A 13,716-nucleotide genomic window follows, 5' to 3' on the forward strand; every position below is an offset into this window, starting at 1 on the left:
CACACGTGTCCGATCTCGTGCTCACGCCGCCCGCGCCGGTCGCGCCGGTGCCGGCCGAGACGGCGGCGACCATGCTGCCGATCGCCGAAGAGCGCGCGGCCGAGCTCACCGCCAAGGCGCGCGACTTCGCCGGCGAGCTGAGCGGGCTCGACCCGCGCTCGCCGGACTTCTCCCGCAAGGTGCACGACATCTCCTCGATGGGCGACACCGAGATCAGGTCCGCCTCGCAGGTGGCCAACCGCATGCTCAAGCGGCCGCTCGCCGCGCTCGAGGCGGCCAAGGGCGAGGGCTCCGACGCGCAGGCCAGGGTCGCCGGGAAACTCGTCGCGCTCCGCCGTACCGTCGTGGACCTGGACCCCAAGCAGGCCGCGAGCGGGACCCGCAAGCTGCTGGGGCTGATCCCGTTCGGCGACAGGCTGCGCGACTACTTCGCCAGGTTCCACTCCGCGCAGAAGCACATCGACGACATCATCCGCGCGCTGAAGTCCGGCCAGGACGAGCTGCTGCGCGACAACGCCGCCATCGAGGGCGAGAAGGCGAACCTGTGGGAGGCGATGACCCGGCTGCAGGAGTACGCGCTCATGGCCAAGGCCATGGACGCCGCGCTGGAGGAGCGGATCGCGGCGGCCGACGAGCAGCGGGCCACGGCGCTGCGCTCGGACGCGCTGTTCGCGGTGCGGCAGAAGCACCAGGACCTGCTCACCCAGCTGGCCGTCTCGGCCCAGGGCTACCTGGCCCTGGACCTGGTGCGCAAGAACAATCTGGAGCTGAGCAAGGGCGTGGACCGGGCCACCACGACCACGGTGGCCGCGCTGCGCACGGCCGTCACGGTCGCGCAGGCGCTGGCCGGTCAGAAGCTGGTGCTCGACCAGATCAGCGCGCTGAACGCCACGACCAGCGACCTCATCCTGGCCACCAGCGAGATGTTGCGGACGCAGGCGGGCGCGATCCAGAACCAGGCGGCCGCGGCGACCGTGGATCTGGACACGCTGCGGCAGGCGTTCGACAACGTCTACGCCACCATGGACATGATCGACACGTTCCGGGCGAAGGCCGTGGAGAGCATGGCCACCACGGTGGACAGCCTGTCCGCCGAGCTGGACCACGCGAAGACGTACCTGGAACGGGCCAGGGAGGGTGCCCGGTGAGGCGCGCGTTCGCGGCGGTCCTGCTCCTGGCCGCGGCCGCCTGCGGCGCGTCCGGGGAGCCCGGGGACGGGCCCGATGTGCTGCGGGTGCTGGCCGGCAGCGAGATCAAGGACCTGGAGCCGCTGCTGCGGCGGGCCGAGCAGGAGGCCGGGGTCAAGGTCAGACTGACCTACAGCGGCACGCTCGACGGCGCCGAGCAGGTCGCCTCCGGCCGCGCCGCCGGCCGGGTGGACGCGACCTGGTTCTCCTCCAACCGCTACCTGTCGCTGATCGACGGCGCCCAGGCCAGGCTGTCCACCCAGACCAAGACCATGGTGTCCCCCGTCGTGCTGGGGCTGAGGCCGGCCAAGGCCGCCGAACTCGGCTGGACGGGCAAGCCGGTCTCGTGGGCGGACATCGCGGCCGCGGCCAAGGACGGCAGGTTCAGCTTCGGCATGACGAACCCGGCCTCCTCCAACTCCGGCTTCTCCGCCCTGGTCGGGGTGGCGGCGGCGCTGTCGGACGCCGACGGCGCGCTCAGCGCCGAGCAGGTGGGCACGGTCACGCCGAAGCTGAAGGAGTTCTTCTCCGCGCAGCGGCTGACGGCCGGCTCGTCGGGCTGGCTGGCCGACGCCTACGCCCGCGACCCGGGCGTGGACGGCATGGTCAACTACGAGTCGGTGCTGCTGGGCCTGCGCGAGCCGGTCACGATCGTCTACCCGAGCGACGGCGTGGTCAGCGCCGACTACCCGCTCACGCTGCTCGCCTCCGCGCCGGAGGAGAAGAAGGTCCTGTACGGCAAGCTCGCCGCCTGGCTGCGCACGCCCGCCGTGCAGAAGCAGATCGTGACCGGCACGCACCGCCGCCCGATCGTGCCCGGCGTGGCGCAGGATCCCAGGTTCGGTTCCGCTCAGCTCATCGAGCTTCCCTTCCCGAACCGGCGCAGCACGGCCGACGAGCTGATCGCCACCTACCTCAACCAGGTCCGCGTCCCGGCGGAGGCGACGTTCGTGCTGGACACGTCCGGCTCGATGGCCGGGGACAGGATCGAGGCCCTGCGGCAGGCGCTCGTCGCGCTGACCGGAGCCGACACGTCCGCGTCCGGGGCCTTCACCCGCTTCAGCAACCGCGAGACGGTGACGATGATCCCGTTCGACGGCAGCGCGGGCGGGCCGGTCCCGTTCACCGTCCCGGAACGCGACCCCGCTCCGGTGCTCGCGCGCATCAAGGAGTTCGCCGAAGGGCTGGACGCGGCGGGCGGCACCGCGATCTACGACGGGCTCAAGGCGGCCTACGACCGGCCGGTCACTCCCGGCCACTACTCCTCGATCGTGCTCATGACCGACGGCGAGAACACCGACGGCATCGACTACGCCGCCTTCGAGGCGTACTTCCGGGCGCTGCCGGAGGAGCGGCGCCGCACGCCGGCGTTCGTGGTGCTGTTCGGCGAGAGCGACGTGGCGGAGATGCGCCAGGTCGCACAGCTGACCGGGGGCGCCGTGTTCGACGCCCGCTCGACCTCGCTGAGCAGCGCGTTCAAGGAGATCCGTGGCTATCAGTGACCGGGTGCCGCGGCGCCTGCTGGATTACCTGGGGTCGACGAGGAACATCGCCGGCTCCTGCCTGGCGCTGCTCGGCCTGCTGGCCCACTTCCTGGGGCTGGCGGGCGCGTACTGGCCGGTGGTCGTGGCGGCGCTGTACGGGGTGGGCGCGCTGCTCGCCCCGCCCGACCGCGTCCGCCTGACGATCTCTCACGCCGAGGTCGAGACCCGGGCGCTGCGGGCCGACCTGGACACGCTGCTGCGGCGGATCGAGCGGCGCTTCCCCGCCGACGTGCAGGCGGCCGTGGCGGAGCTGGCCGAGGTCCTCAGGGGTGTGCTCGGCCGTGCCGAGCAGCTCACCGCGTCCCCCGATCAGCTCCACGTGGTGTCGCAGACGATCCGCAGCTATCTGCCGGCCGGCCTGGAGGCGTACGCGAACTTGCCGCGCGGCTACGCGCTGGCCCGGCGCGCCGATCGCGAGCGCAACGCGCACGAGGAGCTGCTGGCCCAGCTCGCGCTGCTCGACGCCGAGATGCGCAAGGTCGCCGAGGCGATCCACCGGGGCGACGAGCAGGCGCTGCGCGACCAGGGCCGGTTCCTGCGGGACCGGTTCGGCGGCTCCGGCCTGGACCTGGGCTAACCCACCCGGTCCACCTCGATGACCAGCACCGACGTGGGACGCATGGTGGGAGCGGGCAGGCCCAGCTCGCCCAGCGCCGACCCGGGCAGCCGCACCGGCGCCGCGGCCCACTCGGGCATCGCCGCGCGTTGCGGCACGGGCCCGGCGACGCGTACCTCGTAGAGCGCGGCGGGGTCGAGCCCGGGCAGCCGCAGCGGCGCGGGCACCCAGTCGAGGCGGGAGGTCAGCTGCACGAAGCCGAACACGCCCCGCTCGGGCAGCACCACGCCGTGCAGCAGCGCCGACGGGTCCGGGTGGTCGGCGTGGACCACGCGCCCGGCGTGCAGCACCGGCCGCAGCCGCTTGTGCAGCGCGATCCAGGTGGCCAGTTCCTCCAGCTCGGCTTCGCTCGCGGAGGTCAGGTCCCACTCCACGCCCATGTGGCCGAACAGCGCGGTGCCGGCCCGGAAGGCCAGCGGCAGCGACCGGCCGGTGACGTGGTCGTGCGGGGCGCCGACGTGGGCGCCCAGCCGCTCCGGCGGCACGAGCAGCCCGGTCCAGCGCTGGATGGCCTGCCGGTCCAGGGCGTCGTTGCTGTCGGAGGTCCACACCCGGTCGGTACGGGCGAGGATGCCGTAGTCGACGCGGGCGCCGCCGGACGAGCACGACTCGATCTCCAGCCGGGGGTGGCGGCGGCGCAGCTCGTCCAGCAGCCGGTAGGTCGCCAGCGTCTGGGCGTGCACGCCGGCCACGCCGTCGTGGACGGGCTCGGCGATGTCGCGGTTGTGGTCCCACTTGATGTAGTCGAGCGCGTACTCGCCGACGAGCGTGTCCAGCCGCTCCAGCAGGTAGGCGTACGCCTCCGGCCGGGCCAGGTCGAGCGTCTGCTGGTGGCGCTGCGGCGGCGGCAGCCGATCGGCCTGGCCGAGGACCCAGTCGGGGTGCTCGCGGGCCAGGTCGGAGTCCAGGTTGATCATCTCCGGCTCGAACCAGAGCCCGAACTGCATGCCGAGCTTGCGCACATGCTCGGCCAGCGGGTGCAGCCCGTCCGGCCAGACCTGCTCGTCGACGTACCAGTCGCCGAGCCCGGCGCGGTCGTGGCGGCGGTGGCGGAACCAGCCGTCGTCGAGCACGAAGCGCTCGATCCCGGCCGCCGCCGCCTTGCCGGCCAGCTCCCGCAGCCGGTCGAGGCCGTGGTCGAAGTACGTGGCCTCCCAGTTGTTGAGCGTGACGGGCCGGACCGGCAGCGGGCGGGCGGCCCGCAGGTGGTCGTGCAGCCGGGCGCTCGCGTCGTCGAGGCCGCGCCCCGACCAGGTGAAGTACACCAGCGGCGTGGCGTAGCTCTCACCCGGGGCGAGGGTGACCTCGCCGGGCTCCAGCAACTCGCCCGCGGCCAGCAGCGCCGGCCCGTCGTCCAGGCGCTCGGCGTAGTGGACGTGGCCGCCGCTCCAGCCGGCGTGCACCGCCCACACCTCGCCGCTACGGAAGCCGAACGCCTCGGTCCCGGCCACGAGCAGCCCGGTGGCGTCGTGCCCGGTGCGCCCGCGCCGGTTCTCCCTGGCCCACACGCCGTGCCCGAAAGCCCTGCGCTGCGGCACCTTCTCCAGCGCCCACCGCCCGGTGAAGTCCAGCAGCTCGCCGGCCCGCGCGGGCACGGGCAGCGCACAGGTCAACCCGGCCAGGCGGTACGGCGAGGCGGCGGTGTTGGTCACCGTGTGCCGCATCGTCACCAGGCCTCCGGCGTCCATGGCCAGCTCACTCACCACCGCCAGCCCGGCCCGGGCGTCGGCGGCGCCGATCGTCACGGCGCCACCGGAGCCGGGGGTGGCGTCCACGTCGAGCCGGTCCAGGGTCCACCGCACCGGCCAGTGCTCGCCGTCCCGGGCCCCGGCCAGGCCGGGCCTGCCGTACCAGCCGTCGCCCTGGGCGGGCAGCAGCGGCAGGGCGGGGGACGCCGGCGCGGGGAGCAGCCCGGGCCCCGCGACGGGACCGAGGTCGGCGCCGAAGTGGCGCACCCGCGGCAGGCCCTGGCCGGCGGTGTCGAGCAGCAGGGCGACGCCGGCGGCGGAGAGGATGACGGGTGACAAGTGGGGGCTCCTTACTCACGTCCGTGCGCCGGATCCGCGGGCCGGCGTCCGTTCAGCTCAGGGGTCGTGTGACCTGAGTGGAGACGCTACCGGAAACCGTTCTCCCGTCCAGGCACGGGGAGGCCCTCCGGGGCGGACGCCGGAGGTCGTGCCGGTGAGGGCCGCGACGCCCGCGACGACCGCTGCCACAACGCGAGTTGACGACTGTGCGGATGCCTTGCGACCTGCGCGTGCCCCGATCCGCAGCCGAGCCGCGACCATGCGGGACTGGCCACACCCGCCGCCGATCGTTTAGGTTAGGCTCACCTAATATCTATGGAGAGGCCGGGATGGTCGAGCCCTTTCACATGTTCCACGCCCAGGTCGTACGGCTGCGGCGGCTGAGCCCGTCGTTCCTGCGGGTGACGTTCACCGGAGACGATCTCCATCATTTCGCCGACAACGGTTTCGACCAGCGCATCAAGCTCATCCTGCCGATCCCCGAGCATGGCCTGGCCCGCCTGCCGACCGGCCCGGACTGGTTCATGAAGTGGCGGCAGCTGGACGACGGCAAGCGCAACCCGATGCGCACGTACACCGCCAGGCAGGTCCGCCAGGACGCCCGCGAGGTCGACGTCGACGTGGTCATGCACCCCGGCGGCGACGGGCCGGTCGCCCGCTGGGCGGAGCAGGCGCGGCCCGGGGACGTCGCCGTCCTGATGGGCCCCGACGCCCGCTACGACGGCTGGCACGGCGGCCTGGAGTTCCGCCCGCCCACCGGCAGCAGGACCGTGCTGATCGCCGGCGACGAGACCGCCGTGCCCGCCATCTGCTCCGTGCTCGAGCGCCTGCCCGCCGGCGTCGTGGGCGAGGCCCTGATGGAGGTCCCGTACGAGGACGACTTCCTGCCCGTCGAGACCGCCTGCTCGGTCAAGGTCAGCTGGCTGGCCAGGAACGACGCCGAGCGCGGCGGCCTGCTCGTCCCCGCCGTACGGGCCGCCGCCGAGCGGCTGCTGCCTCCGATGCCGCGGCCGGAGGCCTTCGACGACGTGGACGTCGACGCCGAGGAGCTGTGGGAGGTGCCGGAGGAGGAGGCGGCCGACTCCCTGTACGCGTGGCTGGCCGGCGAGGCGGCCGTGATCAAGACGCTGCGCCGGCACCTGGTGGCCGAGCGCGGCATGGACCGGCGCGCGGTGGCGTTCATGGGTTACTGGCGGCAGGGCCGCGCCGAGGTCAACGCCTGACGCCAGGCGGCCGGCGAGGCCGTCAGCGCAGCTCGGAGGAGCCCGCCGCCTCCACCACGACACGCCGCTCCTCGGGTGTGGCCGGCCGCACCCAGGTCAGGCCGGGCCCGCCGGCGGCGATCACGCCGGCCACGACCCCGCGCAGCAGCGCGCCCGCGGGGGCCTCCGGCTGCTTCTCGCGGGCCTCCTGGTAGAGGTCGAGCACCCGGGCCAGGTCCAGCATCATCGTGTTGGCGTGCCGCCGGCCCTCGTCGTCCGGCACGCCCTGTGCGACCGGGTCCTTGATCGTCGTTGTGGCCAGGCCCGCGGCGACGGGCTCCCCGTTGACGTGAGTCGACGTCTCCTCCCCCGGGTCCGGCCCGCCGGCGAGCACGGCGACCTGCAACGCTCCAATGCCGTCGCCGCCGGGCCAGGGCCGGAGGCCCTCGGCGCCCTCCGGGCAGACGATCTCGCTCACCGCGGCGGCGAAGGCGGCCAGGTCCATACCGTCCACCTCGCCGGCCGGCCACTCCTCGCGCAGGTGCAGCACCCCGGGCCGCTCGCCGGCCGCGAACCCCGCCATCATGTCCGCGACCGTGCCCTGCGGATCGTGCATCGCGACGTCCCCCAGGGCGGCGAAACCGTCGGCGAGCAGGTGCAGGGAGATCAGCCGCGGCGGGCCGTACGCCGTGAGCACCTCCCGCTCCCCGGCGAGCTCCAGGGCGTTGCCCGCGTCGTGGTAGGCCCGCAGCCCTTCCAGGAACGCGGCCTCGGCCTCGGGTGTGAGGCGCAGTTCCCAGCTCCACTTCCGCTCGGCCTCGAACGTGCCGTAGACGTCGCCACCGGCAGGGTCACGGCGAAGCCACCAGGCCACCACGCCCACGGCGATGGCGGCCAGCACTGCCACTGCGATCCACACGATGCGCCACTCCAATTTCGTACCCTGACGGGCTAGCAGCGTAGTGTGATCTTTTCCGCAAACTCGGCAATTTCCACAAAAAGCCCGGTCCGTCCCTCCGGCATTCTCGCCGGAGGGACGGCTCCCCCCGGGGCTCCCCTCCCACGGGACACACGGCCCTGGGATCGAGCGGCCGTTCTTCCCCGGCGATCGCCGCGATCCGGTGTCCCAGAGCCCAGTACACGCATACGACGGCACCTCGAAAAGGTAGAAATCCACAGAACGGGACCGGCGCCTGCCCATCCCCCTTCGACTGACAGAATTGGGAATATGACAGATGGCATCCTGACGCCCGAGCAGATCCTCGAGGCCGCCCAAGACGTCCTGCGCCGCTACGGCCCCGCCAAGGCCACGGTCGTCGACGTCGCCCGGGCGCTGGGCGTCAGCCACGGCAGCGTCTACCGGCACTTCCCCAGCAAGACGGCGCTGCGCGAGGCCGTCACCCAGCGATGGCTGGACGAGTCGCACGCCGCCCTGGCCGCCGTCATGGCCGAGGACGCCCCCGCCGCGGCACGGCTGCGCGACTGGCTGAGCGCGTTGTTCTCGTCCAAGCGCAAGAAGGCGCTGGACGACCCCGAGTTGTTCGCCACGTACATGGTGCTGGTCAAGGAGGCCAGCGCGGTCATCGACGGGCACGTCGCGGACATGGTGGGCCAGATCCGGCAGATCATCGCCGCCGGCGTGGAAGGGGGAGAACTGGCCGCGCCCGACCCCGCCGCCGCGGCGCGAGCGGTGTTCGACGCCACGGCCCGCTTCCACAATCCGGCGCACGCCGCGGACTGGAGCCTGCCGGGCATCGACGACGACTTCGCCGCCCTCTGCGATCTCCTCCTTCTCGGCCTGATACCACGCTAAGGTGTGATGTTTTTACAACTCGGTAATCAGAATTGTTTTCCTGAGGAATTCTCCTGTCTACCCGATTCACCGCGCGCCTCTCGACCGCTGCGATCTGCCGGGTAAACTCCGTTACGGAAGCACGCAGTCGCGCTATGTGACATGCGGATGGCAATCTGGTGCCTACGGCAAGGGCGGGTCCGCGCAACCGACAGGAATGTTCCCGGCCCTGAGAGCGCGGAGCCGGAGATGGACCCACTACACCTGACCACCAGCCGCCGCAACGGGACCGTGACGGTCACCGTGTCCGGCGAGCTGGACATCGCCACCACCGAGCTGCTCCGCAGCCACCTGCTGGAGCTGCTCCAGGAGACCGGGCGCGGCCACGTCGCGGTGGTCCTCGAGGTCAGCCGCCTGTCCTTCATCGACGCGGCCGGGCTCGGCGTCCTCGTCTCCGTCCACAACCACGCCCAGCGACGGCGCACGCCGCTGCGCATCGCGGGCGCCCCGCCGGCCGTGCGGCGGCTGCTGCGGATCACCGGCCTCGACGCCCACCTCCATGTGATCAGGGGCGGCTGCCCGCCCCGGTAGGTTGTGGGCGTGTCGATGATTCAGGTTCCCGAAGAGATACCCCTCAAGCTCGAGGACGGGTTCGATCGCATCAGCCGGGAGCTGGCGCTGCCCGGCGACTTCCCGCGCGCCGTGTACGACGAGGCCGAACGGGTGGCGCGGGTGCCGGAGCTCGCGCGACCGGAGGCCGAGGACCTCGCCGACGTGCCGTTCGTCACCATCGACCCGCCCGGCTCGATGGACCTCGACCAGGCCGTCCACCTGGAGCGGCTGCGCGCCGGATACCGCGTCTGGTACGCCATCGCCGACGTCGGCGCGTTCGTGCGCCCCGGCGGGATCATCGACGCCGAGGCCCGGACCCGGGGCGAGACCGTCTATCTGCCGGCGGGCAAGGTCCCGCTGCACCCCCGGGTGCTGTCGGAGGGCGCGGCCAGCCTGCTGCCCGGCGCGCTGCGGCCGGCCGCGGTGTGGCGGATCGACCTCGACGCCGACGGCCGCACGGTCGGCGCGGACGTGCAGCGCGCCCTCGTCCGCAGCCGCGAGCGCCTCGACTACGCGTACGTGCAGGCGGCCGTCGACACCGGCACCGCCGACGGCACCCTGGGGTTGCTGGCCGAGATCGGCCGGCTCCGGCTGGCCCTGGAGCGCGAGCGCGGCGGCGTCACCCTGCCCACGCCCCAGCAGGAGGTGGTGCCGGCCGACGGCGGCTACCGGCTGGAGTTCCGGCTGCCGCTGCCGGCCGAGGCGTGGAACGCGCAGATCTCGCTGCTGACGGGCATGGCCGCGGCCACGATGATGCTCGACGCCGAGGTCGGCATCCTGCGCGTGCTGCCCCGGCCGCACCCCGACGACCTGGCCAAGATCCGCAGGGTGGCGGGGGCGCTGGGCGTGCCGTGGCCGGACGGGGCCGGGTACGGCGCCGTGGTGCACGACCTGGATCCGAAGAACCCGCAGCAGGCGGCGTTCCTGCACGAGTCGAGGGTGCTGCTGCGCGGCTCCGGCTACGAGGCCTTCGACGGTGCCCCGCCGAAGGAGGCCGGGCACGCCGCGGTGGCGGCGCCGTACGCGCACGTCACGGCCCCGCTGCGGCGCCTGGTCGACCGCTACGCGACCGAGGTGTGCCTGGCGGTCGCCGCCGGCGAGCCGGTGTCCTCCGACGTGCGGGAGGGGCTGGCGAGCCTGCCCGCGCTCATGTCGTCCTCCGGGCGGCGCGCGGCGGCCGTGGACCGGGCGTGCGTGGACCTGGTGGAGGCGTTCCTGCTGCGGGACCGGATCGGGCAGGCGTTCGAGGCGGTGGTGATCGACGTGGACGAGCGGCGCGGCGGTGGCCAGATCCAGCTCGCCGACCCCGCCGTGATCGCCCGCTGCAACGGGGCTCTCCCGCTCGGCGAGCAGGTCACGGTACGCCTGACGCAGGCGGACCCGTCCACCCGCGAGGTCCGCTTCACCCTGGCCTGAGCCCGTCACGGCCCGGGGGGCGGCGGCGGGACCGGTCATCGGGCTCAGCGCGGCCGAGCCCGCATTCCGTCGCAGATCACGTCCGCCATCCGCACGGCCCCGCCCCTGGCCCGCGCCCTCCGCTCGGCCGCCAGGCACCCCCGCAGCAGATCCTGCACGTCCTCCGTCACCAGGTCGGGCCGCACCGCGCCGGCCCGCTGCGCCCTGGCCAGCAGCCGGCCGAGCGCGGCCGCGAAATCGTCCTCCAGCGTCGAGCCCGGCCGGAACGCCATCTCGGAGCCGCTCTCCAGCATGTCGCACAGCGCCTGGTTCGCCGAGGCCTGCTCGACCACCCGCGAGAACCACCCGAAGAACGCCTTGCCCGGGTCCTCCGCGGTCCCCAACGCCCGGGCGTCGGCCACGAACCGCTCGATCCGCCCCAGCAGCACTGCCTCGAACAGGGCCTCCTTGGTGGGGAAATGCCGGTAGACGGTGCCGACCCCGAACCCGGCCCGCCGGGCGATCTCGTCGAAGGAGATGGTCAGGCCGTCGCTGGCCAGCGCCTCCTGGGCGATCTGCAGGACCCGCTCGCGGTTGCGGCGGGCATCGGCGCGCAGCGGCCTGGCCGTGCTGTGGTCATCGCCCATGACGTGCACCTGCCTTCGACAACCGGAGAGCGCTCTCCGATTCTATCGGAGGAGATCGCCGGACATACACCCCCTCGCCGTGGCGGCCGCCGCGCCGCTTGGCCGGTCCCTCAACACGAACACCCGCCCCGTAGGGCGGGTGCCGGTGTCGGTGGTGCGCCCGGCCGGGCGCCGTAACCGGTTACGGCCGGCCGGCGGCCCGGTCTGCCGTAGGCCGCGCGCCGGGCGGGTCGCGCCGCCGCCCATGGGCAGCCACCACCGCACGGATCCGCCGCCAGAACCGGCGAACCCCTCGATCGGGACCCGGCGCCGCCGCGACGTGCCGCCCCGAGTCCCGTGCCGTCTCCTGAAGGGACCGTGACGAAGCCGCCGCCTCGGCGAGCGGAGACGAAGCCGCCTCCCGGCCGGGCGGAGACGACGAAGCCGCCTCCCGGGCGATCCCGGCCGGCACCGCCTGTGGCGTGCCGTCGACCGGGTCGGGCGGCGGGGACGCCGGGCCGGGCTCGGGCGGTGTGATCGGCCGAGTGTCGCGGTCCGGATCCTCCCGCGCGGCCGGCTGGTCCTCACGCGCCCGTGCCATCGCGTGAGCCTCGCGCACCCGCGTGGCCGGCTGGGCATCGAGTCCCGGCGTGACCTGCTGGCTCCCGCGCCCCCGCGTGGCCTCCTGGCTCCCGCGCCCCCGCGTGGCCTCCTGGCTCCCGCGCCCCCGAGCGACCGCACCAGCCCCGCACACCCGTGCGGAGCGTGCGGCGCCCCGGTCCCGGAGGCCGGCCCGCTTGAGACGGATCCGGTCCTCCCTGGGCACGGGCCGCAGTTCCACCACGCGCGCCCCCTCGGGCACGTGCCGCAGGTCGTGCGTGATGAGGATCGTCGTCCGCCCGGCCATCAGCCGCCGCAGCGGTCCCATGACCTGGGCGGCCGTCGCCTCGTCCAGCCCGTTCATGGGCTCGTCGAGCACCAGCACCGGCGCGTCGCGCAGGACGGCCCTGGCGATCGCGATCCGCTGCCGCTGCCCGCCGGACAGGAGCCGCCCCCGCTGCCCCACCGGCGTGTCGTACCCCTGGGGCAGCCGTCTGACGAAGTCGTGCACCCCGGCCGCCTCGGCGGCCCTGATGACGTCGTCGAGCGAGGCGTCCGGCCGCCCGTAGGCGATGTTGTCCCGTACGGACCCGGAGAACAGCAGCGTCTCCTGGTGCAGGACGGTGACGTTCTGGCGCAGCGACTGGCGGGTCAGGCCGCGGACGTCGGCGCCGTCCAGCAGGACGCGGCCGGCGTCCGGGTCGTAGAAGCGCAGCAGCAGCTTGGCCAGCGTGGACTTGCCCGCCCCGCTGGGCCCGGTGAGCACGAGCAGCTCGCCGGGCTCGGCGGCGAAGGACACCTCCCGCAGCACCGGCCGCCCGCGCCCCGGATACCCGAAGCCGACCCGGTCGAACTCCACCCTCCCCCGCACCCGGCCCCGAGCTCCGGCGGGCACGGCACCGGGGGCGTCGGTGACGGCGGGCCCGGTGCGCAGGACCTCGATGATCCGGTCGGACCCGGCGGCGGCCTCCGACACGGTCAGGGCCAGCTCGCCCAGGCTCTGCACCGCCGGGTACAGCAGGGCCAGGTACGCGGCGAAGGCGAGCAGGCCGCCGATGGTCAGCCGGCCCGCGGCGATCTCCCACGCGCCGAATCCGAGGATGACGATCAGGCAGGCGGTCTCGATGACCTGGACGGCGGGGCCGTACAGGCCGGACAGCCACGCCTGCGCCATGTTGGCGCGCAGCCACGTGCGCCCCTCGGCGTGCAGGCGGCGGGACTCGGCCCGCTGCCGGTTGTACGCCTGCACGAGGGGCTGGTTGGCCAGCCCCTCCTCCAGGACGCTGTTCATGGCGCCGTTGCTGTGCCGCTCGCGTGCCGCGGCGGTTCTGAACCTGGCCGCGAACAGCTTCGAGACCAGCAGGAACGCCGGGATCAGGGCGAGTGTGACGAGCGCGAGGTCCCAGCGGATGAGGAAGGCGGCCCCGGCGAAGAACACCACGCCGGCGGCCGTGGTGAGCGCCTTGACGAGTCCTGAGCCGACGAGCTCCTCGATGGCCTCGACGTCGTCGGTGAGCCGGGCCATCAGGTCGCCGAGCCGCCGGTTCTCCGAGAAGTCGGGCGCGAGCGTCTGGATGTGGTCGAACACCCGGTCACGCAGCCTCAGCAGGAACCGTTCCGCGCCGAGCGCGGTGATGTACGTGCCGGCGAAGGACGTCACCCCGGCGACGGCGGCGAGCCCGAGCCAGCTGAACGCGGGGGCCCAGAACGCCCCCAGATCCCGGGTGGTGAGCACCTCGTCCGTGATGTGGCCGAACAGGCGGATCGCGGCGACCTCGCAGAGCGTGGCCAGGATCGCGAACACCACCCCGGCAGCGAACAGCCGTCGCAGCCCGCGAGTGTCCGGCCAGAACTCGCGGAAGGCGCGGCGAAGGGAAATCGCCGGGGCGAGTTCGCGGCCGGAGGCGGCGAAGGAGAGCCGGCGGCTCAGCCGCCGGCTCTCAGAGGGCGTCTCTAGCACCCCCACCACCTACGGCGGTGGCAGCAGCAGTGGCGACGGCGCCAGCGCCTGCGCCGGCAGCCCCATCCCTGCTGGTACCCGACCGATGACAGCTGCGTGTTAGCCATGATTCCTCCCCCGATGGATGGCTGAACACATTAACAAATCGGACGTTA

11 protein-coding genes are annotated in these 13,716 nt (G+C 73.5%); 7 read left to right on the forward strand and 4 right to left on the reverse strand.

Annotated features, from left to right (window positions below):
- The first annotated feature begins 5 nt into the window (after window positions 1–5).
- Genes ACIBX3_RS25865 through ACIBX3_RS25875 form a run of 3 tightly spaced genes read left to right on the forward strand, consistent with a single transcriptional unit; the run spans window position 6 to window position 3,308 of the window.
- A complete protein-coding gene (locus tag ACIBX3_RS25865) occupies window positions 6–1,148 on the forward strand; it encodes a toxic anion resistance protein (RefSeq protein ID WP_397121159.1) in 1,143 nt (380 codons plus the stop codon).
- Entirely contained in the window at window positions 1,145–2,689 is a 1,545-nt protein-coding gene (locus ACIBX3_RS25870) for a substrate-binding domain-containing protein (protein ID WP_397121161.1), read from the forward strand. Before ACIBX3_RS25865 ends, ACIBX3_RS25870 begins: the two co-directional genes overlap by 4 nt.
- Entirely contained in the window at window positions 2,676–3,308 is a 633-nt protein-coding gene (locus tag ACIBX3_RS25875; RefSeq protein ID WP_397121163.1) for a hypothetical protein, read from the forward strand. The genes ACIBX3_RS25870 and ACIBX3_RS25875 overlap by 14 nt, the downstream gene beginning before the upstream one ends.
- Here ACIBX3_RS25875 and ACIBX3_RS25880 read toward each other — a convergent pair.
- Window positions 3,305–5,374 carry an alpha-galactosidase gene (locus tag ACIBX3_RS25880; RefSeq protein ID WP_397121165.1) on the reverse strand — a complete coding sequence of 690 codons (2,070 nt, stop codon included), beginning with the start codon at window positions 5,372–5,374 and terminating at the stop codon, window positions 3,305–3,307. The genes ACIBX3_RS25875 and ACIBX3_RS25880 overlap by 4 nt on opposite strands.
- Window positions 5,375–5,703: 329 nt before the next feature.
- Here ACIBX3_RS25880 and ACIBX3_RS25885 point away from each other — a divergent pair, with 329 nt between their 5' ends.
- Window positions 5,704–6,597, forward strand: coding sequence for a siderophore-interacting protein (locus ACIBX3_RS25885; protein WP_397121167.1), 894 nt, complete (start codon window positions 5,704–5,706; stop codon window positions 6,595–6,597).
- A 22-nt stretch (window positions 6,598–6,619) separates the two neighbouring features.
- Here ACIBX3_RS25885 and ACIBX3_RS25890 read toward each other — a convergent pair whose 3' ends face one another.
- Complete coding sequence (locus ACIBX3_RS25890) at window positions 6,620–7,510, reverse strand: hypothetical protein (protein WP_397121169.1); 891 nt, start codon at window positions 7,508–7,510, stop codon at window positions 6,620–6,622.
- A 294-nt stretch (window positions 7,511–7,804) separates the two neighbouring features.
- Here ACIBX3_RS25890 and ACIBX3_RS25895 point away from each other — a divergent pair, with 294 nt between their 5' ends.
- From ACIBX3_RS25895 to ACIBX3_RS25905, 3 genes are all read left to right on the forward strand, one after another.
- Window positions 7,805–8,389: a TetR family transcriptional regulator gene (locus tag ACIBX3_RS25895; RefSeq protein WP_397121171.1), complete on the forward strand. Its 585-nt coding sequence runs from the start codon at window positions 7,805–7,807 to the stop codon at window positions 8,387–8,389.
- Between the two features lie 228 nt (window positions 8,390–8,617).
- Window positions 8,618–8,959, forward strand: coding sequence for an STAS domain-containing protein (locus ACIBX3_RS25900; protein ID WP_397121173.1), 342 nt, complete (start codon window positions 8,618–8,620; stop codon window positions 8,957–8,959).
- Between the two features lie 15 nt (window positions 8,960–8,974).
- Window positions 8,975–10,396: an RNB domain-containing ribonuclease gene (locus ACIBX3_RS25905; RefSeq protein ID WP_397121748.1), complete on the forward strand. Its 1,422-nt coding sequence runs from the start codon at window positions 8,975–8,977 to the stop codon at window positions 10,394–10,396.
- A gap of 44 nt (window positions 10,397–10,440) precedes the next feature.
- Here ACIBX3_RS25905 and ACIBX3_RS25910 read toward each other — a convergent pair whose 3' ends face one another.
- Window positions 10,441–11,022, reverse strand: a complete 582-nt coding sequence (locus ACIBX3_RS25910) for a TetR/AcrR family transcriptional regulator (RefSeq protein WP_397121175.1) — start codon at window positions 11,020–11,022, stop codon at window positions 10,441–10,443.
- A 181-nt stretch (window positions 11,023–11,203) separates the two neighbouring features.
- On the reverse strand, window positions 11,204–13,561 hold the full coding sequence (locus ACIBX3_RS25915) for an ABC transporter transmembrane domain-containing protein (RefSeq protein WP_397121177.1): 2,358 nt from the start codon (window positions 13,559–13,561) through the stop codon (window positions 11,204–11,206).
- Between the last annotated feature and the right edge of the window lie 155 nt (window positions 13,562–13,716).

Origin of the sequence: Nonomuraea sp. NPDC049480 (assembly GCF_044465905.1) — a bacterium.
Classification (GTDB): domain Bacteria; phylum Actinomycetota; class Actinomycetes; order Streptosporangiales; family Streptosporangiaceae; genus Nonomuraea.

Excerpts from the sequence above, each read along its gene's own strand:
- ACIBX3_RS25885 (WP_397121167.1), top strand. The coding sequence starts at position 5,704 with ATGGTCGAGCCCTTTCACATGTTCCACGCCCAGGTCGTACGGCTGCGG.
- ACIBX3_RS25895 (WP_397121171.1), top strand. The coding sequence starts at position 7,805 with ATGACAGATGGCATCCTGACGCCCGAGCAGATCCTCGAGGCCGCCCAA.
- ACIBX3_RS25900 (WP_397121173.1), top strand. The coding sequence starts at position 8,618 with ATGGACCCACTACACCTGACCACCAGCCGCCGCAACGGGACCGTGACG.
- ACIBX3_RS25905 (WP_397121748.1), top strand. The coding sequence starts at position 8,975 with ATGATTCAGGTTCCCGAAGAGATACCCCTCAAGCTCGAGGACGGGTTC.
- ACIBX3_RS25910 (WP_397121175.1), bottom strand. The coding sequence starts at position 11,022 with ATGGGCGATGACCACAGCACGGCCAGGCCGCTGCGCGCCGATGCCCGC.